A 25,971-nucleotide genomic window follows, 5' to 3' on the forward strand; every position below is an offset into this window, starting at 1 on the left:
AGGAAAGCAATTCGTTCATCGCGGATCTAAAACCGCGGCAAATCCGGGAACGCCAGCTTGCCCGCGTGGACGTGCATGCGGCCGAGCTCGGCGCAGCGGTGCAGGGTCGGAAATACTTTTCCGGGATTGAGCAGGCCCTGCGCGTCGAAGGCGCATTTCAGGCGCTGCTGCTGGTTGAGGTCGATCTCGCTGAACATGTCGCCCATCAGGTCGCGCTTCTCGATGCCGACGCCGTGCTCGCCGGTGAGCACGCCGCCGAACTCGACGCAGGCGCGCAGGATGTCGGCGCCGAAGGCTTCGGCGCGCTCGATCTCGCCGGGCTTGTTGGCATCGTAGAGGATCAAGGGGTGCAGATTGCCGTCGCCGGCGTGGAACACGTTGGCACAGCCGAGCTGGTATTTTTCGCCGAGCTCGCGGATACGCGCGAGCGCCTTCGGCAGCGCGCCGCGCGGGATCGTGCCGTCCATGCAGAGATAATCGGGCGAGATGCGGCCCACCGCGGGGAACGCGGCCTTGCGGCCGGCCCAGAACAGGTTGCGCTCGGCCTCGGAATTGGAGATCTGCAGCGTCACCGAGCCGCAGCCTCGTGCGATGGTCTCGACCCGCGTGATCAGCTCGTCGACCTCGATCTTGGGCCCGTCGAGCTCGATGATGAGCAGCGCGTCCACATCGAGCGGATAGCCGGCATGGACGAAGGCCTCCGCGGCGTGGATCGCGGGCTTGTCCATCATCTCCATGCCGCCCGGGATGATGCCGGCGCCGATGATGCGCGCGACGCATTCGCCGGCCGCCTCGACTTGCGCGAAGCCGACCATCAGCGCGCGCGCGGTCTCCGGCTTCTGCAGGATGCGCACGGTGATCTCGGTGATGACGCCGAGCAGGCCTTCGGAACCGGTGATGACGCCCATCAGGTCATAGCCAGGATTCTCGCACCCCTTGCCGCCGATGCGCAGGATCTCGCCGCTCATCAGCACGATCTCGCAGCCGAGCACGTTGTTGGTGGTCATGCCGTATTTCAGGCAGTGCACGCCGCCGGAATTTTCCGCCACGTTGCCGCCGATCGAGCAGGCGATCTGGGAGGACGGATCCGGCGCGTAATAGAAGCCGGCATGCGCGACTGCCTGGCTGATCGCGAGATTGGTGACGCCGGGCTCGGTGACGACGACGCGGTTGTCGAAATCGATCTCGCGGATGCGCTTGAACTTGCCGAGGCCGAGCAGCACGCCGTCCTCGAGCGGCAGCGCGCCGCCGGACAGCGAGGTGCCGGAGCCGCGCGGCACCACCTTGATGCCCTGCGCGGCGCAATATTTCAGGATGAGCGAGACCTGCTCGGTCGTATCCGGCAACACCACGACCATCGGCGGCTGCCGATAGGCGGTCAGCCCGTCGGATTCATAGGCTCGCATTTCGGCAGGCGTATCGATCACGCCCTCGCCCGGCACGATGGCGCGCAAGGCGGCGACGATTTCGCTGCGACGCGCCAGCACGGCCTGGTCGCTGGCGGGCATCATGATGGCCATTTTAAGAAGCCCTCGTCCGACGGATGGAATTGTCTCGGCAAATCAATCATGTCTTGCCGTCCTTGGGTAGCTCCTCCGAAGGTCCCATTGCTTTGTTGCAGCGCAAGTTCTCTCTGGGGCAAGTCTGCTAGCGGGAAACCTGTCAAAGTTTCGCGGCTTGTCCCCTTGCAACGGACCTGCCAAAACCACGACCCTCCATCTGACCCGGGAAGAGACGAAGAGCACACTTATGACAAAACTGACTTTCGGCGCGCTGACGATCCTCACCGTCATTGCCACCGCACCCGCCGCGATGGCGCAGGATGTCGCGGCCGGCAAGACATCGTTCAACAAGTGCCTGGCCTGCCACGCGATCGGCGAAGGCGCCAAGAACAAGGTCGGCCCCGAGCTCAACGGCCTCAACGGCCGCAAGTCGGGCACGGTTGAGGGCTATAGCTACTCGGACGGCAACAAGAATTCCGGCATCACCTGGGACGAAGCCACGTTCAAGGAATACATCAAGGACCCCAAGGCCAAGATCCCCGGCACGAAGATGGCGTTCGCCGGCATCAAGAATGAGACCGAGATCAACAATCTCTGGGCCTTCCTTGCTCAATACGACAAGGACGGAAAGACCAAGCAGTAAGCGCGCAAGAGGCGGCCGCTAGAGCTTCGGTTCTGATTGGATCAGAGCCGAAAGCTCTAGCTTTCCTATTTTGACGCGTTTTCTTCGCGCGAGCCGGTATCCACTTCGCTCGAAAACGCTTTAGTCGGCGGCCGCCTGCGCCGAGGCGATGTGTCCGATCATCGTCTCGATCTCCGCCTTCACGAGGTCCGGCACGGCGTTCTGCACCATGTGGCCGAGATCGGGCAGCACGATCAGCTTTGCATTTGGCACCGCCGCGGCGAACGGGCGCGCGTGGATGCTGGTTCTCACGGTCTTGTCGGGCTCGCCCGCGATGATCGTGACCGGCGCCGCGATCTCGCCGTAGCGCGCGACTTGCGCGGCGACCGACTCTTTCAGCGTCACCAGATCATAGGCATTGGCGATGAACTCGCGCGGGCGCAGCAGGAGCGGCGTCGCGGAGTCCCGCACGAAACCATCCGGCATCGTCTGCGGCAGGAACACGTTGCGCGCCCCGGCTTCGGTGACGAAATAGCCGAGCGGCAGCGTGATCGTGTAGGCGAGCAGCGGGCCAATGACTGGCGTTGCGATGATCTCGTTGTAGCGCCCGACGCCGCCGCGCCAGGGATGCGTGACGGGCGCGAGCATCACGAGACCCGCAACGCGGTGCGGATGATCGAGCGCGATCCGCGCGCCGAGGGCGCCGCTCCAGGAATGCACCACGAAGACCGCACGGCCGATCCCGAGCTTGCCAAGCGCCTCGTCGATCATGCGCGCCTGGATCTGCGGCGTCGAATCCTGCCGGCTCGCGCGCGTGCTCCAGCCATGGCCGGGACGGTCGATCAGAATCACGCGGTGATCCCTGGCGAGGAGATCGCCGAGCGGCCGCCGCATCGCTTCGAGATTGGAGCTCGCGCCGTGCAGCATCACGATCGGAGGACCGGAATCGCGTGGGCCGATGTCGACGAGATGAAGCGTCGCGCCATCGACCTCGATCATGCGGCCCTGCGGCGGAAAGGCACGCTGCAGGGCGACGACCCCGGCCTGCGTGAGCAGCGCCAGCAGAACCAGCGCCGTCACGACTGACATCACGATCATGGAGAGAATCCGGGTGATCCTGGGCACGGGGCAGTTACGGGTCTGATCAGGCGGCAGTTTCGCCGCCGGCAGTCAGCGCTTCCACTGAAAATGCAGGGGCTGTGGATATGTGCATAATTGCCGATCGAGAAAACTCAACAAAATCAGAGGCATTCCAAGCGGCACGCAAGCTTCGGACCAGCTTCATGCAGGCGTCATCGCGGCTTCCATATAATCGCCACGGTCGGTTCCGCCATCTAGGCGCGGATGGGCGCCGATCCTCCTCGCAGCTTAGGGGATGCGAGAAAGACCGGCAGGATATGTCCTGGTTTGAACCGGAGAATTTTCGATGAGCTTCAGATCGAACGACACTGCAATCGACGAAATCGTCGCGAGCTGCAACGGCGACCTGCGCGGTGCCGTGCGGGCGCTGCTGCTGATCAACGAGCATCTCGAGGCGGAGCTTGCCAGGGCTTACGCCGCAGCCGCCGACCGCGGCCTAGTCGAGCGCGGCAGCAGCGTCCTGCATTGAGGACCGGCTAGTTCGCCCCGTCCTCTTCTTTTTCCTGCTCGGGTGTGACCGGGGGGCAGACGCGGATCGTCGAGCGGGCAAGCTTGGCATCGGCCCTGGACTTGTAGGGACCGTCGCCGAACCAGATGTCGCCGATGATGACCGGATTGCTGGTCACGATAGCGCATTTGCCGGTGGCGCGGTTGCCGACCACCCAGAACAGTCCGTCGGCGAGGCTCACCGTTCCCGACGCGAGCAGCAAGACAGCTGCGACCACCAAACGCTTCATGGCTTTCGCTCCTGCCATGCAGGTAGGCCTGCAACAGGTCCCGCAATAGTGCTTGCGACGCCTTGGCTCGGATCGTGGTTAATCCGCGCCGGCCGCGATCGCTCGAGCAATCATCGACTTATAGCTAGATGTCGCGGCCTTCGACCTTCTCGGTCAGCGCCTTGACCTGATCGGGGATCTTTTCCAGGTGCGGATTGACGGCGAGCGCCTTGCGATAGGCCTCGAGCGCGCGCCTCTCGTCACCGACCTCCTGCATGATCATGCCGAGGCCAGCAAGCGCGCCGAAATGGCGCGGTTCCCGGATCAGCACTTGCTGGATGTCCGCGAGCGAGCGGCCATAGTCGTTCTGCATGTAATAGAGCGTCGCCCGCCGGTTCCAGGCCTCGATGTAATCGGGCCTGAGCTTGATGACTGAATCCAGGAGCTTGATCGCGACGTCGATCTTCTTGGCGTCGACCGCAGACTTGGCGCGCGACATCAGAAGCGCGGCGGTGTCGCTCGGGGTCTGCAGCCAGATCGCCCAGATCCGCGCCTCGACATGCTTGGCGCTGGCCTCGTCGGGCGCCGCCTTCAGCGCGCCGAACAGGAAATCCAGATTCTTGCTGCGGTCGACCTTCGGCAGCTTTGACGGCGCCTCGGGCAGCTTCTTCTGCTTGCCGGGCGGCTCGACCTGCTGGGCCAGGGCGGCCGGCGCAAGGCCGACGGTTCCCAGCACGAGGGCCAGACACAGGGTGCGCGCGAAACGGAATCTCACTGCCATGGTGAAAGTCTAAACGCGCAAAGCCGCCCTTGCAAAGCAAAGGCGGCGTCAAACTCGTGTGAAACCGTGGTCTTGCGGGCGCGCAGCAGCGCCCGGCGGTGGATCAGCCGCTCAGGTCAGCCCTGACGCGCCTTGAAGCGGCGCTGCACCTTGTTGATCACATAGACCCGGCCCTTGCGGCGGACCAGGCGGTTGGCGCGATGGCGACCGCGCAGCGATTTCAGCGAGTTACGGACCTTCATGGCAGAATCCTGAACGTTCGAAAGGCCGTGTTCGGCACTACCGTTTCGGCACGCGCGAATGTGGCAAAATGAGATTTTCCCCGCCGGCGGACCAGCCGCCCGGGACGGGGCGGTTCTTAAGGCATGGCGGGAGGTGATGTCAATGTTAACTGCCCCACGGTCCCGCAAATCCGTGAAAACAACCCCATGCACAGTAGAAGCGGCCGGATCGGCCCGATCCGGCGCATGGGAGGTCAGGCTCCACAAAGACTTTCGCCGCCAGCGCTTTCGCCGCCACCAGCGCCTTGCCAAATTCGTTATATACTATAATCAATTCGGCAACCCGTCGGGAGGACACAAATGCCAAAGCTGAAGCTGCCTGATATCGACAAAGTCGTCGCGATCGACATCCACACCCATGCCGAGGAGCCCTGCGGCACCCATCCTGACGACGGCTATGACGATTTCCAGGCGCAGATGGCGGAGTATTTCAAGTCGCCGCACAAGCATCCGCCGACGGTGCCGGAGACCGCGGCCTATTACCGCTCCAAGAACATCGCCGCGGTGATCTTCCCTGTCGATGCCGAGCGCGAGACCGGCTTCCGCCGCTACAAGAACGAGGAGATGCTGGAGATCGCCTCCGAGCATCTCGACGTGCTCATCCCGTTCGTCTCGATCGACCCGCACAAGGGCAAGCTCGGGGCGCGCGAGGCGCGCAAGCTGATCGAGGAATACGGCGTCCGCGGCTTCAAATTCCACCCGACCATGCAGGGCTTCTATGCCAACGACCGCATGGCCTATCCGCTCTATGAAGAGATCAACAATGGCGGCGCGATCGCGCTGTTTCACACCGGCCAGACCGGCGTCGGCTCCGGCATGCCTGGCGGCATGGGGATGCGGCTGAAATATTCCAACCCGATGTACATGGACGACGTCGCGGCCGATTTCCCCGACCTCAAGATCATCCTCGCCCACCCGTCCTTCCCCTGGCAGGAAGAGGCGCTCTCGGTCGCGACCCACAAGCCCAACGTCTACATCGACCTCTCGGGCTGGTCGCCGAAATATTTCCCGCCGATCCTGGTGCGCTACATCAACTCGATCCTGCAGGACAAGATGCTGTTCGGCTCGGACTGGCCGGTGATCACGCCGGACCGCTGGCTGTCGGATTTCGCCAAGATCGAGATCCGCGACGAGATCCGGCCGAAGGTGCTGAAGGCGAACGCAAGGAAACTGCTGGGGATCTAAATTGGGCGCTCAACGATCTCCGCAGCGCATTGAGGGCTTCGATCGATGACCGAAGCCCTCTCGCTCACTCAGACCTGCGCCAAGCCGCCATCGACGAAGACCTCGCCGCCGGTCATGTAGCTGCTGTCCGAGGACGCCAGGAACGCGGCCACCGCTCCGGTCTCGCTGGGGTCACCGACACGCCCGATGGGCGTCGAGCTGCCGAGTGCATCGAATGCTTCCTCGCCCACGACCTCCAGCGCCAGCTCCGTCTTGGTCGGCCCCGGCGACAGCACGTTGACGCGGATGCCCGTGCCGCGCAGGTCCTGCGCCCAGCTGCGCGCGAGATTGCGGATCGCCGCCTTGGTCGCGCTGTAGATGCTGAATTGCGGCGTCCCCATCACGCCCGTACTCGATCCGGTCAGGATGATCGACGATCCCCTGCGCATCAGCGGCAGGGCTTTCTGGACGGTGAACACCAGCCCTTTCACGTTGACGTCGAATATCTGGTCGTAATGCTCGACCGTGATCTGGCCGAGCGGCGCAAACGCGCCGGTCCCGGCATTGGCGAACAGAACGTCGACGTTGCCGCGTTCGGCTTTCACCGTCGCATACAATCGGTCGAGGTCGGACAGATCGGTGACCGATCCCCTGACGGCGCGCGCCGAGGATCCCAGCTGCGCGAGCGCAGCGTCGAGCGGCTCCTGCCGCCGCCCGAACAGATAGACGAATGCGCCCTCATCGACGAACCGTTTGGCGGCTCCGAGCCCGATACCGGTCCCGCCGCCCGTCACCACCGCCGTCTTGCCTTGTAGTCTGCTCATGATGTGCTCCCTTCATTGAGGTTGCACTGAGCTGGCGGCGTACCCACCTATCGACAAGTATGCACCTTTTGGTAAGTACCCAAAAAATGTCAGATCGTTCAGACCCCATCTCCCCGCCGGCGCAAGCTGAAGCAGACGTCCAGCGTTGCACGCCGACTTTGCCCGGCTTCACCTGCGGCCTCGACGCGACCCTGCGGGTCGTCTCGGGCAAGTGGAAGCCGCTGATCCTGTACTTCGTTGCTCAGGACGGACCGACCCGTTACGGCGAGCTCCGGCGCGCCATACGCGACGTCAGCGACAAGGTGCTGATCCAGCAGCTGAAGGAGCTGGAGGCCGATGGCCTCGTGAAGCGGACCGACTACAAGGAGGTGCCTCCGCGGGTGGATTATAGCCTCACGCCCTTGGGTCAGAGCCTCGCCCAGGCCCTCGTGCCGCTTTGCACATGGGGCACCGAGCACATGGCGGAGGTCAGCCGGGTATTCGCCGAGCGGGAGGGCTGGACGCGGCCAGGACGTCGGCCGACCGTGTAGCTTGCGCGGCTTCGTCCGTGGTGCTCCGCCCCCGATCGCAGCGCTTTGGCGCAACTCGCCTCGAGTCCGGCCTGGGCCAGAAGTTGTTCTTGCTCGGAGTTCGTATCTTGGCGTTTCATCGCGCAGCGCACGCCATCTTGAGCTAGACTGGAGCACCTTAGCGCTGAAGACGAGAGCCGGGAGGAGCCCATGGATATCGGGGCCTGGCTGTGCGGTCTGGGGCTGGGACAGTACGAGCAGGCGTTCCGGGAGAACGACATTGATGCCGAGGTCCTCACGGACCTCACGGCTGAGGATCTGATCGGTCTTGGGGTCGTCTCGATCGGCCATCGCCGCAAGCTGCTCGCCGCCATTGCCGCTCTGCGCGACGGCTCAATGTCGGCGCCCCTCCCTACCATCACCCCCGGAAACGCTTCGCTTGCACCCGAGGCCGAGCGCCGCCAGCTCACCGTGATGTTTGTCGACCTTGTCGACTCGACCGCGCTCGCGGCCCGGCTCGATCCGGAGGAAATGGCCGAAGTCCTGCGGACCTATCAGAACGCGGTGGCGGGCGCGATCGGAAGGTTCGAAGGGCACGTCGCGAAGTACATGGGCGACGGTGTCCTAGCCTATTTTGGCTATCCGCGCGCCCACGAAGATGAGGCCGAACGCGCGGTGCGGGCCGGCCTCGCCGCGGTCGCGGCGGTCCATAGTCTGGCATCGGCGCATGGTGAGATGCTGGCGGTCCGCATCGGCATCGCGACCGGCCCGGTCGTTGTCGGTGAGCTGATCGGCGAAGGCGCAGCGCGCGAGGAGACGGTGGTCGGCGACACGCCAAACCTTGCCGCGCGCCTGCAAACCCTGGCCGAGCCCGACACCGTGGTGATCTCCACACGCACCCGAGAGCTCATTGGCGGCCTGTTCGAGCTCGCCGAGCTCGGCCTGCAGATCTTAAAGGGATTTCCCGATCCCCTGCGCGCGTGGCGTGTGGTCGGCGAAGGCGCCGCCGAGAGCCGGTTCGAGGCGTTGCACGGCGCAGGCCTGACGCCGCTGGTCGGTCGCGACCATGAGATCGGTCTCCTGCTCGAGCAGTGGGAGCGCGCCAAAGAGGGGGAGGGCCAGGTGGTGCTGCTGGCGGGCGAGCCTGGTATCGGCAAGTCGCGCCTCGTGCGGGCGCTGCGCGAGCGACTTGAAAACGAGCCGCATACGGCCCTGAGCCACTACTGCTCATCGCACCATCAGACCAGTCCGCTGCATCCGGTGATCGGCCTGTTGGAGCGGGCGGCAGGATTTGCCGCGGACGATCTCGTCGCGACGCGGCTCGACAAGCTCGAGGCGCTGCTTGCGCTATCGAGCGATGATGTTCCCGTGGTGGCCCCGCTGCTCGCGGCATTGCTGTCGGTCGAGGCCGGTGCGCGCTACCCGCCGCTCGACCTGAGCCCGCATCGGCAGAAGGAGCGGACGCTCGAGGTGTTAGTCGATCAGGTCTTGGGCCTCGCAACGCGCCGTCCCGTCCTTGCCCTGTACGAGGACGTGCACTGGGCAGATCCGACCTCGCTCGAGCTGCTCGATCTCCTGATCGACCGGGTGCAAGGCGCCCCCGTGCTCGTTCTCATCACCTTCCGGCCCCAGTTCGAGCCCTCCTGGACACGCTATGCCCATGTCACCGCGCTGACCCTCAGCCGATTGAGCCGTCGTCAGGGAGCGGCCATCGTTGGTCGGCTGAGCGGTGGCAAGGCGCTACCCCCTGCGGTGCTCGACCAGATCGTCGCCAAGACGGACGGCGTGCCGCTGTTCGTCGAGGAGCTAACACGCGCGGTGCTGGAGACCAACCTGCTCCGCGATGAGGGCGACCACTACGCGCTCGCGGGACCGCTGCCGCCGATGGCGATTCCGGCCACGCTCCAGGAGTCGCTGCTGGCCCGCCTCGAACGGCTGGCTCCGGCCCGTGAGGTCGCCCAGGTCGCGGCCGCGATTGGCCGGGAATTCTCTCATGAACTGCTCGCGAGGACGACGGCGCTGCTGGAGAGCGAACTACAGGCTGCGTTGGACGACCTCGTCGGCTCGGGCCTGGTGTTCCGGCGCGGGACGCCGCCCCTGGCGACCTACAGCTTCAAGCACGCGCTCGTGCAGGACGCCGCCTATGCGACGCTGGTGCGCGCGAAGCGGCAGCGCTTGCACGCCCGGATCGCCGCCGCGCTCGAGCAGCATTTTCCGGAGACAGTGCAGGCGCAGCCCGAGCTGCTGGCCCATCATTATACGGAAGCAGGCCTGGCCGAACCGGCGATCGACTATTGGCTGAGGGCGGGGCAGCGAGCGATCGCTCGCTCGGCGATGACCGAAGCGGTGACGCAGTTGCGAAACGGCTTGAACCTGCTCAAGGGTGTCCCCGAGGCCGATCGGAGCCGGCGCGAGCTTGACCTCCAGATAACCTTGGGCGTGGCGCTGATGGCCACGCAGGGCTGGGCAGCACCCGAAGCGGGACGCGCCAACGCCCGGGCTCGCGAACTCTGCGAGCAGATCGGGGCCACTTCCCAACTCTGGCCCGTGCTCTACGGTCAATGGGTATTTCACGGCGTACGCGCCGAGCACACAGCGGCGCGCGAAGTGGCAGACGAGTTTCTGCGCCGGGTGCAGGACCATCAAGAGACCTCCGCAACCCTGGTGGCTCACCGCGTCAGCGGGACCGGTTCCTTCTGGCGCGGCGAGGTGGCTGCTGCCCGCAGCCATTTGGAGCAGGCGCTCGCTCTCTATGACCCGGAGCGGCATCGCTCCCTCGCCTTTCTCTACGTGCAGGATCCGCGCGTTGCGGCCTTGTCGGGGATCTCATGGACATTGTTTGCGCTAGGCTATCCGGAGCAGGCCCGGGCGCGGAGCCGCGAGGCGCTCGACTCCGCCCGCGAACTCGCTCACCTCAACACGCTGGGATACGCCCTGTTGTTCTCGTGCTTCTTCGAGCAGTACCGCGGCGCGTGGCGAGAGGCACAGGAACGAGCCGAGACACTCGTCGAGCTCTCGACGGAGCAGAACTTTCCGCATTTTCTCGCGGCAGCCACGGTGATCCGGGGATGGGCCTTGACTCAGTCGGGTGAGCTGGAGACAGGTCTCGCGCAACTTCTGCGGGGCCTTCCCGCGTGGCGCGCCACCGGAGCTGGGCTCTATGAGCCTTATTTCCTCGGTCTTCAGGCCGAGGTGCTCGGCCGTTCCGGCGCGGCGGAAGAAGGCTTGGATCTGGTCGCACAGGCGTTGCACCGAGTGGAAGAAACCGGTGAGCGATGGTTCGAGGCCGAGCTGCATCGGATGACAGGCGAGCTCATGCTGCGGCTGCCTAACGCCGATGCGAGGGCCGCGGGAGCACGGTTCGGCATTGCGGCTGCAACCGCGCGCCAGCAGGGCGCCAAGCTGTGGGAGTTGCGTGCGGCGACACGCCTCGCTCAATCGTGGAAAGAACAGGGTCGGTGCGGTGAGGCGCACGACCTGCTGAGTCCACTCTACAGCCAGTTCACCGAGGGCTTTGGGACGCCGGATCTGCAGGCTGCCAGCGCAGTGCTTCGGGAGACCATTGCCAGCTCCGAGCCGAAGAAGCCGATCCCAGGTTCCGGCAGTTAATTCCGCATTCGGGCATGGGGATCTCTTGGCCAGATCGTCTGTGGATCTCGTCGGTTTTGCTCCCATAGGGCCGGACCGGACCTGGAGAGCGTTGCACCGCGCGGTTATCTATCCGAGTGCCTGCTCCCAGGAATTGCCGTTTTCCCGCAGTCGTTCGTGACGTTTTATCGCGCTTCGCTCAGACCGTATTGCGGTAGGCTGATGTACCTGGTGCTGAGACAAGAGCCGGGAGGCGCCCATGGACGTCATGGCTTGGCTGTGCAGTCTGGGGCTGGGACAGTATGAACAGGCGTTCCGCGAGCATGACATCGATGCCGAGGTCCTCATGGACCTCACGGCGGAGGATCTGATCGGTCTTGGGGTCGTCTCGATCGGCCATCGCCGCAAGCTGCTCGCCGCCATTGCCGCTCTGCGCGACGGCTCAATTTCGGCGCGGACTCCCGCCAACGCCGCGAGCGCTGCTATCTCCTGGAAGGCCTCGCTTGCATCCGAGGCCGAGCGCCGCCAACTCACTGTGATGTTTGTCGACCTTGTCGACTCGACCGCGCTCGCGGCACGGCTCGATCCGGAGGAAATGGCCGAAGTCCTGCGGACCTATCAGAACGCGGTGGCGGGCGCGATCGGAAGGTTCGAAGGGCACGTCGCGAAGTACATGGGCGACGGTGTCCTAGCCTATTTTGGCTATCCGCGCGCCCACGAAGATGAGGCCGAACGCGCGGTGCGGGCCGGCCTCGCCGCGGTCGCGGCGGTCCATAGTCTGGCATCGGCGCATGGTGAGATGCTGGCGGTCCGTATCGGCATCGCGACCGGCCCGGTCGTTGTCGGTGAGCTGATCGGCGAAGGCGCAGCGCGCGAGGAGACGGTGGTCGGCGACACGCCGAACCTTGCCGCGCGCCTGCAAACCCTGGCCGAACCCGACACCGTGGTGATCTCCACACGCACCCGAGAGCTCATTGGCGGCCTGTTCGAGCTCGCCGAGCTCGGCCTGCAGATCCTAAAGGGATTTCCCGATCCCCTGCGCGCGTGGCGTGTGGTCGGCGAAGGCGCCGCCGAGAGCCGGTTCGAGGCGTTGCACGGCGCAGGCCTGACGCCGCTGGTCGGTCGCGACCACGAGATCGGTCTCCTGCTCGAGCACTGGGAGCGAGCCAAAGAGGGTGAGGGCCAGGTGGTCCTGCTCGGAGGCGAGCCTGGCATCGGCAAGTCACGCCTCGTGCGGGCGCTGCGCGGGCGACTGGAACATGAGCCGCATACGCCTCTGAGTCACTACTGCTCACCGCACCATCAGAGCAGCCCACTCTATCCGGTGATCGGGCTTTTGGAGCGGGCAGCGGGCTTTGCTGCGGACGATCCCGCTGCAACCCGGCTCGACAAACTCGAGGCGCTGCTTGCGCTATCGACCGAACACGTCATCGCGGTGGCTTCACTGCTCGCGGCGTTGTTATCGCTGGAGACAGATGCGCGCTACCCGCCGCTCGACATGAGCCCGCATCGGCAGAAGGAGCGGACGCTCGAAGTTCTGGTCGATCAGGTGCTCGGTCTCGCGACGCGCCGGCCCGTGCTAGCGCTTTACGAGGACGTGCACTGGGCAGATCCAACCTCCCTTGAGCTGCTCGATCTTCTGACCGACAGGGTGCAGCGCGCCCCGGTGCTCGTCCTCATCACCTTCCGGCCCGAGTTCGTGCCGCGCTGGACGCGCTATGCCCACGTCACCTCGCTGACCCTCAGTCGGTTGAGCCGCCGGCAGGGCGCAGCAATGGTCGCGCGGCTGAGCGGTGGTAAGGCTCTGCCGCCTGCGGTGCTCGATCAGATCGTCGCCAAGACGGACGGCGTGCCGCTGTTCGTCGAGGAGCTGACGCGGACGGTGCTGGAGACCAACCTGCTCCGCGATGAGGGCGACCATTACGCGCTCGCCGGGCCGCTGCCGCCCATGGCCATCCCAACCACGCTCCAGGAGTCGCTGTTGGCCCGGCTCGACCGGCTGGCCCCCGCTCGTGAGGTGGCCCAGGTCGCGGCCGCGATTGGCCGGGAATTCTCTCATGAACTGCTCGCGAGGACGACGGCGCTTCCGGAGAGCGACCTGCAGGCGGGGTTGGATGACCTCGTCGGTTCGGGCCTCGTGTTCCGGCGCGGCACGCCGCCTCAAGCGATCTACAGCTTCAAGCATGCACTCGTGCGGGACGCCGCCTATGCGACCCTGGTGCGGGCGAAGCGGCAGCGCTTGCACGCGCGGATCGCCGTCGCGCTCGAGCAGCATTTTCCGGAGACAGTGCAGACGCAGCCCGAGCTTCTGGCCCATCACTACACGGAGGCAGGATTGGCCGAACCGGCGATCGACTATTGGCTGAAGGCGGGACAAGCAGAGATCGCGCGGTCGGCCACAGCAGAGGCGATCACGCAATTGACCAAAGGGCTCGACTTGATTCCTGCTCTCCCCGACGACGCCCCACGATGGAGGCGGGAACTCGAGCTGCAAATCGCGCTCGGCGTCGCCTTGATGGCGGCAAAGGGCTGGGCCGCACCGGAGGTCGGCCGGACCAACGCACGGGCCCGAGATCTGTGCGAGCGCCTCGGCGAGACCTCGCGGCTCTTTCCCGTTCTCTATGGGAAGTGGGTTTTTCACGTCGTACGGGCGGAGCTCGAGGCCGGTCGAACTGCAGGCGAGGATTTGCTCCGCCGCGCCCAGGCACAGAACGATGCTGCCGCCGAAACCATCGGCAAGCGCATCGTCGGAACCGCTGAATTGCTTCGCGGCGAGTTGACAGCTGCGCGCACCCATTTGGAGCGGACGCTCGCCCTCTACGATCCGACCGCTCACGGGTCGCTTGCCTTCCTGTTCGCGCAGGATCCCAGTGTGGCGGGACTTTCCGTTCTATCCTGGGCACTGTTTGCCCTCGGCTATCCTGAGCAGGCTCAGGCGAGGAGCCGAGAGGCACTGAGCGGCGCGAAGGAGTTGTCCCACCGCAACACCCTCGGCTATGCTCTACTGTACGGCTGCATCCTGTCGCAGCTTTGCCAGAATCACGACGAGGCCGGCGATCGGGCGAATGCGCTGATCGCACTGGCAGCCGAGCAGGATTCCCCACACTTCCTCGGAGCCGGTATCATTGTTCGCGGTTGGACGCTGGCCGAGGCTGGAGATCTTCGGGCCGGTCTCGCGCAGATCCGAGACGGGCTTTCGATGTGGCAGGCCACCGGAGCAGGCTTCCTCGTGCCCTATTTCCGAAGTCTGTTTGCCGAGGTCCACGGCCGGTCCGGTGCAGTGAACGAGGGCCTGGATATTATTAGCGAGGCGCTGCACCGCGTGGAAGAAACCGGCGAGCGATGGTTCGAGGCCGAGCTGCACCGGATGATGGGCGAGCTGATGCTACGGCTGCCGAACGCCGATGCGAGCGCCGCGCAAGCTCGGTTAAGCCATGCCGCGGCAACCGCGCGCCAGCAGGGCGCCAAGCTCTGGGAGTTGCGCGCAGCAACACGCCTCGCAGGATTGTGGAGAGAACAGGATCGGTATGCCGAGGCACGAGACCTGCTCGCACCACTCTATAGCCAGTTCACGGAGGGTTTTGCGACACCGGACCTACAGGCGGCCAGGGTAGTACTTCGAGAGATCACCGCCCGCTCCGAGACGACGACGGATTCCAAATACCCGTAGGGATGCAAGCGCCTGGCCGATCCGACCTCGACCTGAATCTCGTGTGTTGAGCAGTGGCGCGCTGCCGTTCATGCGCACGCCTCTCGCCGGGGCGAAGCCGCCCCATGACGGCTTCGTCCCTGCCAACACCTGGTTCGATCAGCCTTTTTGAAGGGCGGCTGCCGCCTTGCGGATGACGTCGATGACGAGGTCGGGCTGCGACAGCATGGTGACGTGGCTGCTGTCGGTCTCGATCGTGGTGGCGTTGATGCGCTTGGCCAGAAAGCGCTGAAGATCGGGATGCACGGTCTGGTCCTTGCGGGCGAGGATGTACCAGCTCGGCTTCGTCTTCCAGGCGACCTCGTCGAGATCTTGCTGATCGAGCAGGTCGGCGGCGGGCGGGTAGTGGGTCGCCCACACCAGCTTCTGCTCCTGCTGGGGAAGATCTCCAGCAAAGTACTTGACACCTTCCGGCTTGATCCAGACGCGTCCGCCGGCGACCTCGATCCGGGAGAATATCTCGGTGGGGTATTTGTTGAGCTCGCTCTGTACGGTCTCGTGAACATCCGGAACGACGGCGGCGATGTAAACCAGGCCAGCGACGCGCTCGTCGGTCCCCGCGCCCGTGATGGTGGCTCCTCCGTACGAGTGACCGACGAGGATTGCGGGACTGTTGACCCGCCCCAGCGTGCGCTTCACGGTCGCGACGTCATCTGTATAGCTATTGAGGCCGTACTGGACGGCGATCACTTGGTGACCGTCGGCCTGCAGGGTGGGGATGACCTTGCTGAAGCATGAGCCGTCGGCCCAGAGGCCGTGACAGAACACGATGCTAGGCTTGGAGGTTGTCGACATTTTCTTTCTTGTCCCTTCGTGGTTGGAAACTCCGCGAAGCTAAATCCTCCTTCTGTTGATGACTAAGACCTTGTAGGCTCGGAGCTATGCCTTGGAGATATACGAGGGCAAATGGAACTTCGGCACTTGCGCTACTTCGTTGCCGTCGCGGAGGAAGGCAGCTTGTTGACCGCAGCCCAGCGGCGGCTGAACACCTCGCAGCCGTCCTTGAGCCGGCAGATTCGCGATCTGGAAAACGAAGTTGGCGTACAATTATTCGAGCGCCAGGCGCGCGGCGTGACGCTGACGGCCGCAGGAAAAGTGTTTCTCGATCACGCACGGCTGGCGCTGTTGCAAGTCGAGGCGGCGATGGATGGCGCTCGGCGGACGGCCGAGCCGCAAAGACCCGTGCTTTCGATGGGCTTCCTGGTTGGATTGGAGGTGACTTGGCTGCCTCACCTATTGCGCATCCTCCGCGAGGAAGCACCCGAGGTCGAAGTCACGCTGTGTACTCTATCTTCCCCAGAAATCGCCCTCGCATTGATGCGGGGAAAGTTGGACGTCGGTTTCCTACGGCCTGAAAAGGAGAGTGTTGGTCTGGTCTTCAAGACGCTGGCGAAGGAGCCCTTGATCGCCGTGCTGCCGGCTGACCACCGTTTGGCATCGCGCAAGAAGATTCGGCCGCAGGATCTCGCTCGGGAAGTCTACGTCAGCTCGGCAAGAACCTCTCCGGTGCTCCAAGCCGTCATTCAAGACTACGCAGCAAGGGCGGGTATCGCGCTCAAGGCAAAGTACGAAGGCGAAAACATCTCCTCGGCCATGTCGCTGGTCGCGTCCACGGGCGGAGTTAGCCTGGTTCCCCTCTATGCGCAGAATATGCTGGCACCCAACGTTGTCGCCAGAGCGCTCGACGGGGGAACGCCGACGGTCGATTTAGCCTTGGGATACAACCAGGCAAATTTCTCACCTTTGCTCCATCGGCTGTTGTCTCGCGCAGATGAATTGATCGCAAACGTTCAGAACCAGAGCATCATCCGCTATGTCGAGGTTCAATAGTTTGCGATACGAGAAGTCCGATGAAGGTTGTGGGCCGCCGATCCGGCGTGTAGCGCCAGACTTCCGCTATTCTTTGGTAAGCCGACGATGGACGCACATTCCCTGATCAGAGCTTTTGTGACCACAACTGCCTGGAAGGACAACCAATGAGCATAAAAGCCGTCGTCTTCGACGCCTATGGCACGCTCTACGACATCCAGTCGGTCGCTGACGTGACCGAGGATGCGTTTCCCGGCTATGGCGCGATCATCACGCAGGTCTGGCGCCTCAAGCAGCTCGAATACACCTGGCTGCGCTCGCTGATGCAGCGCTACCAGGATTTTGACGCGATCACGCGCGACTCGCTCGCCTATACGCTGCGCGTGCTCGGGCTGGCCTACGACCACGAGACGTTCGAGCGCGTGATCGAGAAGTATCTGCATCTCGATCTCTATCCTGATGCGGCGGAAACGCTCGCGACCTTAAGACCGCGCAAGCTCGCCATCCTCTCCAACGGCAGCCCGGACATGCTCAATGCGCTGGTGCGCAATTCCGGGCTCGATGCCCTGCTCGATGCCACCATCAGCGTCGACGCGAAGCAGGTCTTCAAGCCGAGCCCACAGGCCTATGAGCTGATCGGCGAGGTGCTCGGCACCGCGCCGGATGAGGTTCTGTTCGTCTCCTCCAATCCCTGGGACGCCGCCGGGGCGAAATCGTTCGGATTGAAGGTCGCCTGGATCGAGCGGGTGACGCCGGACGCGATGGCGCTGGCTTGCGTCGAGACCGAACTCGTGGCACCGCTCACCATGTTCAGGGCGATCCGCACCCAGATGGACGAGCTCGGCTTCGCACCGGATCATCGCGTCCGCGCGCTCTCCGAGCTGCCGAGAATCGCTTAAAACGTCGCCGCCTGTGAGATTGGAATGAGCTACCCGGAATGAGCCTGCAATCCGTTCGCGCCTTCTTCGCCGCGCAAGCCCCCGATATTTCCGTCATCGAATCCCCGATCAGCTCCGCGACCGTGGCGCTGGCGGCCGAGGCCTATGGTGTCGAGCCCGGAATGATCGCCAAGACGCTGAGCTTGCGCGTCGGCGAGCGCGTGATCCTGATCGTCGCGAGCGGCACCTCGCGCATGGACAACAAGAAGGTGAAGGCGCAGTTCGGTGGCAAGCCGAAGATGCTGGGCCTGGAGGAAGTCGCCGAGATCACCGGGCACGAGGTCGGCGGCGTCTGCCCGTTCGGGCTGAAGTCGCCGCTGCCGGTCTATTGCGACGTCTCACTGAAGGCGTTCGATGTCGTGGTGCCGGCCGCCGGCTCGACCCACAGCGCGGTGCGCATCACCCCCGATCGCATGGCCGAGCTGACCGCGGCCGAATGGGTGGACGTCTGCGAGCACAGGCCGTAACGACGGCGCCGGATAACGATGACTGGTTGCATTGCCGGTCAGGCGGGCTAGCATGGCGGTGATGACCGACGACAAGGTGAAACGACGTCTGACCACCGTGCTGTGCGCGGATGTGTACGGCTATTCTCGTCTCATGGAAGCGGACGAGACCGGAACGCTGGAGACGCTCCGCCGCTACCGCGCCGCCATCGCGCGCCTGGTCGAGCGCCATGACGGCCGGATCGTGAACACCTGGGGCGATGCCGTGATCGCCGAGTTCGCCAGCGTCGTCGAGGCCGTGCAATGCGCGGTCGAGATTCAGCAGGAGATCTCCAGTCAGGCTTCGGATGCGTCCAAGGCGAACCCCATGCGGTTTCGCATCGGCATCAACCTCGGCGACGTGATGGTGGACGGCTCCGACATCTATGGCGACGGGGTCAATATCGCATCGCGCCTGCAGGAGCTCGCCGAGCCCGGGGGCGTCGTGATCTCGAGCTCCGTCTACGATCAGGTGCACAACAAGCTATCCGTCGGCTTCGACTGCCTCGGCCAGCGCCCGATGAAGAACATTGCCCCCCTGACCAGTTACCGGCTGACCCTGGGTGGCCAAATGGGTGGCCAAGTGGGTGGTCAAGCCGCCGGGCCAGGGAGCTTCCCGATCGAGGAGCGCGCAACGCCCTCAGAGCGAGCGCGTGCTCCGCGAATGGACGACAGGCGCGCGCCTTCTTCGCCGACGAATGTCGTCTCGGATTGGCTCGCAAGACTGCCCCGCCCGGTTGCAGCGGCTCTCACGGTGTCGGCCTTCCTGATCCTGATCAATCTGTTCACCAGCAACAGGATCTGGTTTCACTGGCCGGTCGCAGCCATTCTGTTCGGTGTCGTCTTGCGGATGGTGCTCGGACCGCGGCCTGAATCGGGCAGCAGGCCGGAGCGCTGAACGAGGCGGCACGATCGCATGCCGGCGCATCTCTCATGCGCTCCTCAGAGCCTAATCGTCATATTCGTAATAAGGACGCGGTTGCCCGTACGGAGGTGGCGGCGGCGCATTGTTAAAGCGCGGCGGCGGTGCGGCGCGATTGCGCGGGACCGGCTGCTGCGGTTGAGCCTGGTTGTTCGACTGGAACACGGCACGGCAGCCGCTGGAGAGCTGCGGGGTGTTCTGTTGCAGACACGCCACGATACGGTTCACATCGGGAATCTGATCGCTGCACAGCCGCCACACATCGGGTGTGCACGCCATCTGCTGTTCCATGGTGCCGCGGTATTCCTGCGCGGATGCAGCGCCCTGCGCCACGATGCCGCCGACCACAAGCGCCACACCCAGCGCAATCCGCTCTGCTCGCATGTCCAGATCCTTCCCAAGTCTTTCGAATTATCTTCAATCAATGAGACGCCGGCTTGTTCTGGACCAACAACAAAATGTGAAAAGCGCGGCTGGAACCTACTCCACCTTGCCGATCTTCCTCACCGCCGCGATCAGACGCGCGCTGTCGGCGGCGATGAACTGCGCGAAGGCCGGCGCGTCCTGATAGGCGACGAGGCTGCCCGAGGTCTCGAACGCCTTGAGCACATCAGGACTCGTCATCACCTGCGCCATCGCCTCACGCAGGCGGGTCGCGATCTGCGCAGGAAGAGAACTCTGCGCGAACAGCCCGGCCCAGATGTAAAACTCGACGTCCTTGTAGCCGAGCTCCTGGAAGGTCGGCACGTCCGGGAAGCTCGCGATGCGCTGCGCGCCGCAATTGCCGAGCACGCGCAGCCTGCCGTCGTCGACCTGCGGTTTCAGCGTGCCCGGTGCGGCGGCGATCGCCTGCACGGTGCCGCCGAGGATCGCGGTCAGCGCAGGGCCCGCGCCGCGGAACGGCACGTGCAGCAGCTTGATGCCGGCGCTGCTCGCGAACATCTCCATCGCGACATGCAGCGTGCCGTACGGCCCGGACGAGCCATAGGCGATCTGGCCCGGCCGCGTCTTCGCATCCTCGACGAAATCCTGCGCGGTCTTCCACGGCGCCGAGGCCGGCACCGCGAGCAGCGTCGGATCGGCGAGCACGCGCGCGATCGGCATGAACTGCGAGACCTCGTAGGCGACAGGCCGGTCGAACAGCCGGTCGGCCTCGGGGAGCACCGCGAGCGAGGACAGCGTCATCAGCAGCGTGTAGCCGTCGGGCTCGGCACGCGCGGCCGCGGCATTGCCGACCGATCCGCCGCCGCCTCCCGCCCGGTTGTCGACGATCACGGGCTTGCCGAGGATCCGCTCCAGGCCCTGTGCCACGGGACGCGCCGCGAGATCGGCCTGTCCGCCGGCCGGGAACGGCACGATCATGGTGATGTTGCGCGCCGGATAGGCTTGCGCGAACGCGCTCTCCGGTAGGGCTGCCCGCACCAACGGCAATGCCGCAGCGGCGCGCAAGAGATCGCGGCGATCCATGGTGGGCCTCCCCTGATTTTCTTTGTTCACGGGCCAGCCTAACGTGGCGACGGCCAGGAACAAGACGTTTACCAAGCGTTAGCCATGTCTGGGGTGGCCAGGAACGCCGGCCTGCAGCCATTGTTGGCCTTCCAGGGAGTGAGTGATGCACAATCTTGGAACCATCGACGTCGCCTTGGACGAGATGCTGGTGAATCTCGCAGCGATCGTGTTGCGGCTTTCGACGCCCGAATTGACGCGAACGCCGGAAGCGCGGCGCGCGCTGGCGCAATCCGTCCATCAATACGGGGTGTGCGCGGCGCGGTCGAGCGACCCACGCGTTCACGAATTGAAGGCGCAATTGGAGGGGACGCTGAAGCCGAGCCTGCGCGTCGTCGCGAGCCATGGCGTGAAGGTGTCGTAGCGAGATGGTGGGCGCGCTTCGCTTTGCCCACCCTACGATAGCTGCGCTTGCGATAGATCTCGTAGGGTGGGCAAAGGCGCGCTCTTCGCGCGCCGTGCCCACCGTCATTCGCCAAACTGGCCTTCGATGTCCCGCATATTCCCTCCCCAATCCACGGGCAGGATGCCCTGGTCGACGTAGCGATGGAAGCTGCTGAGAGACCAATCGCGCACGCGCTTGACGAGGCCGTGCTTCACTGGATTGAAATGAATGTAGTCAACGTGGCGCTCCAGATCCGCATCGTCGCGAATGGCATGCTCCCAGTAGCGGCGCTGCCAGATTCCCTTTTCGCGCTTGAGCAGCTTGCTTGCCGAGCGCTCCTGCGGTTCTATCCCGCGCGAAAAGCCGCCCTTGATCAGATTCCACCGCGACGAAAAATTGACGTCGCGGTCCGGAAGCGACCAAATTGCATGGAGATGATCGGGCAGGATACAGATCGCGATCGTTTCGAACGGGCGGCGTTGCTGGACCGTCTGATAAATTCGCCTCAGGCGATCAACGTGATCCACGAGCAACGTGTTTGAACGATCGGCGAGCACGACTGTGAAGAAGAACATGCTGCCCTGCGCGCGCCGATATCGAGACACTTGCGATCCCCTCGGGCAAAGACGTGGGCACGCTTCGCTTTGCCCACCCTACGTAGTTGCGTTTAGGATAGACTAGCGAGATTCCATAGGCAAAGGCGCGCCTTTCGCGCCCTGCCCCGACCAAACATCAAGGCACTCTCACACCCTTCTTCGGCGGCCGCTTGGACGTGCCGGGCAGCGTCGCTGCGAGGAAATCGGCGAGCGCTTCGACGCGTGCGGGGCGGGGGCCGCCGGGCGGGGTCACGAGGTGCACGGCGCCTTCGGCCTGCTTCCAGTCCTTCAGGATCACTTCGACCTCGCCTGACGAGATCGCTTCACCGACGATGAATTCCGGCAGCTCGGCGATGCCGAGACCTGCGACCAGCGCCGGCATCACGGCTTCGCCGTTGTTGACGCGAAGCTGGCCGCCCGGGCGCACGCTGGCCTGCTCGCCGGCCGAATTGGTGTAGTGCCAGACGTTGGGCGTGGAGAGATAGGCGTAGCTGAAGCATTTGTGCTCGGCGAGATGCATCGGGTGCGTCGGCCGGCCGTGTTGCTTGAGATAGGACGGCGCGGCGACCGTGTAGCGCGGCATGGTGAAGAGCCGCCGTGCGATCAGCGACGAGTCGGGCAGCCGCGCAATCCGCACCGCCATGTCGAAACCTTCGCCGATCAGGTCGACGGTCGCATCGCTCAAATGCAGGTCGACGGAGACTTCCGGATAGGCCTGAAAGAACTCGGGCAGCAGCGGCGCCACCGCCTTGATGCCGAACGTCATGGGGACGGCGAGCCGCACCAGGCCGCGCGGCGCCACCGACTGCGCCAGCGCCTCGTTCTCGGCGGCCTCGCCGTCGGCCAAGAGGCGCGTCGCACGCTCGGCCAGCTTGTGACCGGCATCGGTCAGCGCGAGCCGGCGCGAGGTGCGGTTGAACAGACGGGCGCCCAGCCGCTCCTCGAGCCGCGTGACCGCCTTGGACACCGTGGCCTTGGACATCCCAAGCTCGCTCGCGGCCCCGGCAAAGGACCGTAATTCCACGACTTTTGCGAAAATCGCGAGTGCTTCGAAGTCGGGAAGCTTTGCCATGGGCCTTGGTCCAATCGGGATATTTAGGGAAACAATGTGTTTCGACAGTTTCTATTTCTATACCACAGGCGAAGGCTTATCCAAGAACCATCAAACACTCAGGACGTGGAGAAATCCAATGACCAAGAAGCTCTCAGGCAAGGTTGCCCTCGTCACCGGCGGCTCGCGCGGCATCGGCGCGGCCTCGGCCCGCGCTCTCGCCGATGAAGGCGCCGACGTCGCCATCAGCTACGTCGCTTCGCCCGACAAGGCAGAAGCTGTTGTGACCGAGTTGAAGGCGAAGGGCGTCAAGGCCCGCGCTTTCAAGGCGGACCAGGCTTCGGCCAAGGACGTGACCCGGCTCGTCAACGACGTCGCCAAGGAATTCGGCCATCTCGACATCCTCGTCAACAATGCCGGCGTCGCCGCCGGCGGCGCGACCGACGATGCCAAGGCCGACACGGCCGCGCTGGAGCGGCAGGACCAGGTCAACGTTCACGGCGTGATCGCGGCGATCCGCGCCGCCTCGCAGCTGATGGGTGAAGGCGGCCGCATCGTCACCGTCGGCTCGATGCTGGCCGACCGCGCCACGTTCCCTGGTCTTGCCGACTACGTCGCCACCAAGGCAGCCGTGGTCGGTTACACCAAGGGCGCGGCACGCGACCTCGGTCCGCGCGGCATCACCGTGAACGTGGTGCAGCCCGGCTCGATCAACACCGACATGAATCCGGACGATGACCGCGACTTCGCCGAAGCGCAGCGCAAGCAGCACGCGCTGCAACGCTTCGGCCGCCCCGAGGAGGTCGCCGCCGGAATCGTCTTCCTCGCAAGCCCCGAAGCCTCCTTCGTCACCGGCACCGTGCTCAACGTCGACGGCGGGTTTGGCGCCTGATCAAGGCGCCAACCACTCACTCAAGGATTATGCAAATGATCGAACTCAGACCTTTCGCAAAACTCGGCGGCGCCGATCACGGCTGGCTGAAGGCGAAACATCATTTCTCCTTCGCTGGCCATTACGACCCGAACAACATGGGCCACGGCGCCTTGCGGGTGTGGAACGACGACGAGATCGCGCCGAACACCGGCTTTCCCGCCCATCCCCACGCCAACATGGAGATCATCACCTATGTGCGCGAGGGCGCGATCACGCATCAGGACAGCCTGGGCAACCAGGGCCGCACTGAAGCGGGCGACGTGCAGGTGATGAGCGCCGGCAGCGGCATCCGCCACTCCGAGTACAATCTCGAGCCGACCAGGACGCGGATCTTCCAGATCTGGATCGAGCCGACCGAGCGCGGCGGGCAGCCGACCTGGGGCTCAAAACCGTTTCCGAAGGCGGACCGCTCCGGCAAGCTCGTCACCATCGCGAGCGGCCTTGCGGGCGACACCAACGCACTGCCGATCCGCGCCGATGCCCGGGTGCTCGCCACCACGCTGAAAGCGGGCGAGAGCGCAGAGTATGAGCCGCAGACGTCGCGGCATCTCTATCTGGTGCCGGCGGCCGGCGCCGTCGAGATCAATGGCGTGCGCGTCAATGCCCGCGACGGCGCTGCGATCCGCGACGAGGCCAAGTTGAAGATCACGGCGCTGGAAGATTCCGAGCTCGTGCTCGTCGACGCCGCGTAACGATCCGAACGGCCAACCACCTCACCAATCACAACGGAGACCACCATGACCAAAGTTCTCGTCCTCTATTATTCCGCCTATGGCCACATCGAGGCGATGGCCAACGCCGTCGCCGAAGGCGCGCGCGAGGCCGGCGCGACCGTCGACATCAAGCGCGTGCCCGAGCTGGTGCCGGCCGAGGTCGCCAAAGCCTCCTATTACAAGCTCGACCAAGCCGCCCCAATCGCCAAGATCGAGGACCTCGCCAATTACGACGCGATCATCGTCGGAACCGGCACCCGTTTCGGCCGCATGGCCTCGCAGATGGCGAACTTCCTCGACCAGGCCGGCGGCCTCTGGGCCAAGGGCGCGCTGCACGGCAAGGTCGGCGGCGCTTTCACCTCCAGCGCGACCCAGCATGGCGGCCAGGAGACGACGCTGTTCTCGATCATCACCAACTTGCTGCATTTCGGCATGGTCGTGGTCGGCATGAACTACGGCTTTGCCGGCCAGATGAAGCTCGACGAGATCACGGGCGGTGCGCCCTATGGCGCCACCACGATCACCGGTGGCGACGGCAGCCGCCAGCCCAGCGCCAACGAGCTCGCCGGCGCGCGCTATCAAGGCCGCCAGATCGCGGAGACCGCCAAAAAGCTGCATGGCTGATGCGATGGCGGCATTCCTTCGAGGAATGCCGCCTCAGCTCCGCTAGATCGTCTTCCTGACGAGGTCCTTGCCGATCGGCCGCGCGGGTTCGCTCCGTAGCACCAGCGAGGTCGTCACAGCACCGAAACCGGCAATGCGATCCACGATCGTCTCGAGATCCTCCGGCGCCGGAACGAGCACCTTGAGCACGAAACAGTCATCGCCCGTGACGCGATGGACTTCGATGATGTGAGGGATTTCGCTGAACCGCTTGAGGCAGGACTTGATGTGCTCGTGCGAGGTGCGCAGGCGCACCAGCGCCATCAGACCGAGCCCGAGGGCGCGCGGGTTGATGCGGGCGCCGTAGCCCTCGATGATGCCGGCTTCCTCGAGCCGCTTGACGCGTTCGGACACGGCCGGCTGGGACAGCCCGACCGAACGGCCAAGCTCGGACAGCGGCACGCGCGCATTGGCCTGCAGCGCCTCGAGGATCTTCAAGTCCTTGGCATCGATGCTCCCGAAGCGATCCAACTCAATTCTCCGTTCCACCTTGAGATCATCGGCAGATGGTCGATTTCGCCGATGACTTGCCATGTGATGCAGGACCGCGATCGGTCACACTGTGGCGTCACCTCAGATAGCACGGGACGTTCATGCACGACATCGTCACATTGCCCGGACTCGGCGGCTCCGGAGATGCCCATTGGCAGACGCTATGGGAGCGCACCGATGCGCGCTTCACGCGATTCCGGCCGGCGAGCTGGGACCAGCCGGAGATCGACGACTGGGAGCAGGCCCTGGAGCACGCGGTCGCGCGCTGCGCCAGGCCGCCCGTCCTGGTCGCACACAGCCTCGCCTGCCTATTGGTGGCGCACTGGGCCGCGCGCTTCCCTTCCGCGATTGCGGGCGCCTTCCTGGTCGCGGTGCCCGATCCCGATGGCGGCAATTTTCCCGCAGAGGCCATCGCGTTCAAGCCGATCCCCGACCGTGCGCTGCGCTTTCCCGCGCTGATCATCGCGAGCACGAATGATCCCTATGGCGCGCTCGAGGTGACGCGGCGGCGGGCGCAGGACTGGCAGTCCGGCCTGATCGTGCCGGGCGCGCTCGGCCACATCAATGCCGCGAGCGGGCTCGGCGACTGGCCGCAAGGACGCGCGTTGCTGGATGCCTTCCGCGCGGGCCTTCCGAGATGA

At 64.7% G+C, this 25,971-nt stretch carries 27 protein-coding genes; 15 read left to right on the plus strand and 12 right to left on the minus strand.

The window, feature by feature from the left end; all coding sequences use genetic code 11:
• Positions 1-26 precede the first annotated feature (26 nt).
• Positions 27-1,520, minus strand: coding sequence for an FAD-linked oxidase C-terminal domain-containing protein (locus tag XI05_RS31710; RefSeq protein WP_271509238.1), 1,494 nt, complete (start codon positions 1,518-1,520; stop codon positions 27-29).
• Between the two features lie 229 nt (positions 1,521-1,749).
• Here XI05_RS31710 and cycA point away from each other — a divergent pair, with 229 nt between their 5' ends.
• A complete protein-coding gene (cycA, locus tag XI05_RS31715; protein ID WP_271509241.1) occupies positions 1,750-2,145 on the plus strand; it encodes a cytochrome c-550 CycA in 396 nt (131 codons plus the stop codon).
• Positions 2,146-2,265: 120 nt separating this feature from the next.
• On the opposite strand, the gene XI05_RS31720 is transcribed toward cycA, so the two are convergent.
• Positions 2,266-3,222, minus strand: a complete 957-nt coding sequence (locus XI05_RS31720; RefSeq protein ID WP_271509244.1) for an alpha/beta fold hydrolase — start codon at positions 3,220-3,222, stop codon at positions 2,266-2,268.
• A 328-nt stretch (positions 3,223-3,550) separates the two neighbouring features.
• Here XI05_RS31720 and XI05_RS31725 point away from each other — a divergent pair, with 328 nt between their 5' ends.
• Complete coding sequence (locus tag XI05_RS31725) at positions 3,551-3,733, plus strand: hypothetical protein (RefSeq protein WP_172787133.1); 183 nt, start codon at positions 3,551-3,553, stop codon at positions 3,731-3,733.
• Positions 3,734-3,740: 7 nt separating this feature from the next.
• Here the strand turns inward: XI05_RS31725 and XI05_RS31730 are convergent, their stop codons facing one another.
• The 3 genes from XI05_RS31730 to ykgO form a co-directional block, all read right to left on the minus strand.
• Positions 3,741-4,001 carry a hypothetical protein gene (locus XI05_RS31730; RefSeq protein ID WP_172787132.1) on the minus strand — a complete coding sequence of 87 codons (261 nt, stop codon included), beginning with the start codon at positions 3,999-4,001 and terminating at the stop codon, positions 3,741-3,743.
• Positions 4,002-4,125: 124 nt separating this feature from the next.
• Positions 4,126-4,761 (minus strand): tetratricopeptide repeat protein, encoded by a 636-nt coding sequence (locus XI05_RS31735; protein WP_271509247.1) that lies wholly within the window; start codon positions 4,759-4,761, stop codon positions 4,126-4,128.
• A gap of 116 nt (positions 4,762-4,877) precedes the next feature.
• Positions 4,878-5,003, minus strand: coding sequence for a type B 50S ribosomal protein L36 (gene ykgO / locus XI05_RS31740; protein WP_006611362.1), 126 nt, complete (start codon positions 5,001-5,003; stop codon positions 4,878-4,880).
• A 339-nt stretch (positions 5,004-5,342) separates the two neighbouring features.
• Between ykgO and XI05_RS31745 the strand changes: the two genes are divergently transcribed.
• Positions 5,343-6,227, plus strand: coding sequence for an amidohydrolase family protein (locus tag XI05_RS31745; RefSeq protein ID WP_036021159.1), 885 nt, complete (start codon positions 5,343-5,345; stop codon positions 6,225-6,227).
• A gap of 68 nt (positions 6,228-6,295) precedes the next feature.
• Here the strand turns inward: XI05_RS31745 and XI05_RS31750 are convergent, their stop codons facing one another.
• Complete coding sequence (locus tag XI05_RS31750; RefSeq protein ID WP_271509249.1) at positions 6,296-7,030, minus strand: SDR family NAD(P)-dependent oxidoreductase; 735 nt, start codon at positions 7,028-7,030, stop codon at positions 6,296-6,298.
• Between the two features lie 158 nt (positions 7,031-7,188).
• Between XI05_RS31750 and XI05_RS31755 the strand changes: the two genes are divergently transcribed.
• The 3 genes from XI05_RS31755 to XI05_RS31765 all read left to right on the plus strand — a co-directional run bounded on the left by XI05_RS31755 (position 7,189) and on the right by XI05_RS31765 (position 14,797).
• Positions 7,189-7,560, plus strand: a complete 372-nt coding sequence (locus XI05_RS31755) for a winged helix-turn-helix transcriptional regulator (RefSeq protein WP_271509384.1) — start codon at positions 7,189-7,191, stop codon at positions 7,558-7,560.
• 189 nt (positions 7,561-7,749) lie between these two features.
• Positions 7,750-11,148 carry an AAA family ATPase gene (locus XI05_RS31760; RefSeq protein WP_271509252.1) on the plus strand — a complete coding sequence of 1,133 codons (3,399 nt, stop codon included), beginning with the start codon at positions 7,750-7,752 and terminating at the stop codon, positions 11,146-11,148.
• A 238-nt stretch (positions 11,149-11,386) separates the two neighbouring features.
• The gene (locus XI05_RS31765; protein ID WP_271509256.1) at positions 11,387-14,797 is read left to right on the plus strand and encodes an AAA family ATPase; all 3,411 of its coding nucleotides are present in this window, start codon (positions 11,387-11,389) and stop codon (positions 14,795-14,797) included.
• Positions 14,798-14,935: 138 nt separating this feature from the next.
• On the opposite strand, the gene XI05_RS31770 is transcribed toward XI05_RS31765, so the two are convergent.
• Positions 14,936-15,631 (minus strand): alpha/beta fold hydrolase, encoded by a 696-nt coding sequence (locus XI05_RS31770; protein ID WP_271509258.1) that lies wholly within the window; start codon positions 15,629-15,631, stop codon positions 14,936-14,938.
• A 111-nt stretch (positions 15,632-15,742) separates the two neighbouring features.
• Between XI05_RS31770 and XI05_RS31775 the strand changes: the two genes are divergently transcribed.
• The 4 genes from XI05_RS31775 to XI05_RS31790 all read left to right on the plus strand — a co-directional run bounded on the left by XI05_RS31775 (position 15,743) and on the right by XI05_RS31790 (position 18,966).
• The gene (locus tag XI05_RS31775) at positions 15,743-16,666 is read left to right on the plus strand and encodes a LysR family transcriptional regulator (protein WP_271509260.1); all 924 of its coding nucleotides are present in this window, start codon (positions 15,743-15,745) and stop codon (positions 16,664-16,666) included.
• Positions 16,667-16,812: 146 nt separating this feature from the next.
• Positions 16,813-17,544, plus strand: coding sequence for a haloacid dehalogenase type II (locus XI05_RS31780; RefSeq protein ID WP_271509262.1), 732 nt, complete (start codon positions 16,813-16,815; stop codon positions 17,542-17,544).
• Between the two features lie 38 nt (positions 17,545-17,582).
• Positions 17,583-18,050, plus strand: a complete 468-nt coding sequence (locus XI05_RS31785) for a YbaK/EbsC family protein (RefSeq protein WP_271509265.1) — start codon at positions 17,583-17,585, stop codon at positions 18,048-18,050.
• 61 nt (positions 18,051-18,111) lie between these two features.
• Positions 18,112-18,966, plus strand: coding sequence for an adenylate/guanylate cyclase domain-containing protein (locus XI05_RS31790; RefSeq protein WP_271509385.1), 855 nt, complete (start codon positions 18,112-18,114; stop codon positions 18,964-18,966).
• A gap of 51 nt (positions 18,967-19,017) precedes the next feature.
• Here XI05_RS31790 and XI05_RS31795 read toward each other — a convergent pair whose 3' ends face one another.
• Positions 19,018-19,374 (minus strand): hypothetical protein, encoded by a 357-nt coding sequence (locus XI05_RS31795; protein WP_271509268.1) that lies wholly within the window; start codon positions 19,372-19,374, stop codon positions 19,018-19,020.
• 96 nt (positions 19,375-19,470) lie between these two features.
• Positions 19,471-20,457, minus strand: coding sequence for a tripartite tricarboxylate transporter substrate binding protein (locus XI05_RS31800; RefSeq protein ID WP_271509270.1), 987 nt, complete (start codon positions 20,455-20,457; stop codon positions 19,471-19,473).
• A 145-nt stretch (positions 20,458-20,602) separates the two neighbouring features.
• Here XI05_RS31800 and XI05_RS31805 point away from each other — a divergent pair, with 145 nt between their 5' ends.
• Complete coding sequence (locus tag XI05_RS31805; protein WP_172787117.1) at positions 20,603-20,860, plus strand: hypothetical protein; 258 nt, start codon at positions 20,603-20,605, stop codon at positions 20,858-20,860.
• A gap of 104 nt (positions 20,861-20,964) precedes the next feature.
• Here XI05_RS31805 and XI05_RS31810 read toward each other — a convergent pair whose 3' ends face one another.
• Positions 20,965-21,486, minus strand: coding sequence for an REP-associated tyrosine transposase (locus XI05_RS31810; protein ID WP_442869338.1), 522 nt, complete (start codon positions 21,484-21,486; stop codon positions 20,965-20,967).
• A 127-nt stretch (positions 21,487-21,613) separates the two neighbouring features.
• Positions 21,614-22,549 (minus strand): LysR family transcriptional regulator, encoded by a 936-nt coding sequence (locus tag XI05_RS31815; RefSeq protein ID WP_271509274.1) that lies wholly within the window; start codon positions 22,547-22,549, stop codon positions 21,614-21,616.
• A 118-nt stretch (positions 22,550-22,667) separates the two neighbouring features.
• On the opposite strand from XI05_RS31815, the gene XI05_RS31820 reads away from it, so the two are divergent.
• From XI05_RS31820 to wrbA, 3 genes are read left to right on the plus strand one after another with little or no spacing between them, the layout of a single operon-like run.
• The gene (locus XI05_RS31820) at positions 22,668-23,420 is read left to right on the plus strand and encodes an SDR family NAD(P)-dependent oxidoreductase (RefSeq protein ID WP_271509277.1); all 753 of its coding nucleotides are present in this window, start codon (positions 22,668-22,670) and stop codon (positions 23,418-23,420) included.
• Between the two features lie 35 nt (positions 23,421-23,455).
• Positions 23,456-24,154 (plus strand): pirin family protein, encoded by a 699-nt coding sequence (locus XI05_RS31825; protein ID WP_271509280.1) that lies wholly within the window; start codon positions 23,456-23,458, stop codon positions 24,152-24,154.
• Between the two features lie 45 nt (positions 24,155-24,199).
• Positions 24,200-24,799 carry an NAD(P)H:quinone oxidoreductase gene (wrbA, locus tag XI05_RS31830; protein ID WP_271509283.1) on the plus strand — a complete coding sequence of 200 codons (600 nt, stop codon included), beginning with the start codon at positions 24,200-24,202 and terminating at the stop codon, positions 24,797-24,799.
• A 42-nt stretch (positions 24,800-24,841) separates the two neighbouring features.
• Here the strand turns inward: wrbA and XI05_RS31835 are convergent, their stop codons facing one another.
• Positions 24,842-25,309, minus strand: coding sequence for an Lrp/AsnC family transcriptional regulator (locus tag XI05_RS31835; RefSeq protein ID WP_271509285.1), 468 nt, complete (start codon positions 25,307-25,309; stop codon positions 24,842-24,844).
• 122 nt (positions 25,310-25,431) lie between these two features.
• Between XI05_RS31835 and XI05_RS31840 the strand changes: the two genes are divergently transcribed.
• Complete coding sequence (locus XI05_RS31840; RefSeq protein WP_271509288.1) at positions 25,432-25,971, plus strand: RBBP9/YdeN family alpha/beta hydrolase; 540 nt, start codon at positions 25,432-25,434, stop codon at positions 25,969-25,971.

The sequence above is a fragment of the Bradyrhizobium sp. CCBAU 11357 genome, from assembly GCF_028128865.1.
Taxonomy (GTDB): domain Bacteria; phylum Pseudomonadota; class Alphaproteobacteria; order Rhizobiales; family Xanthobacteraceae; genus Bradyrhizobium.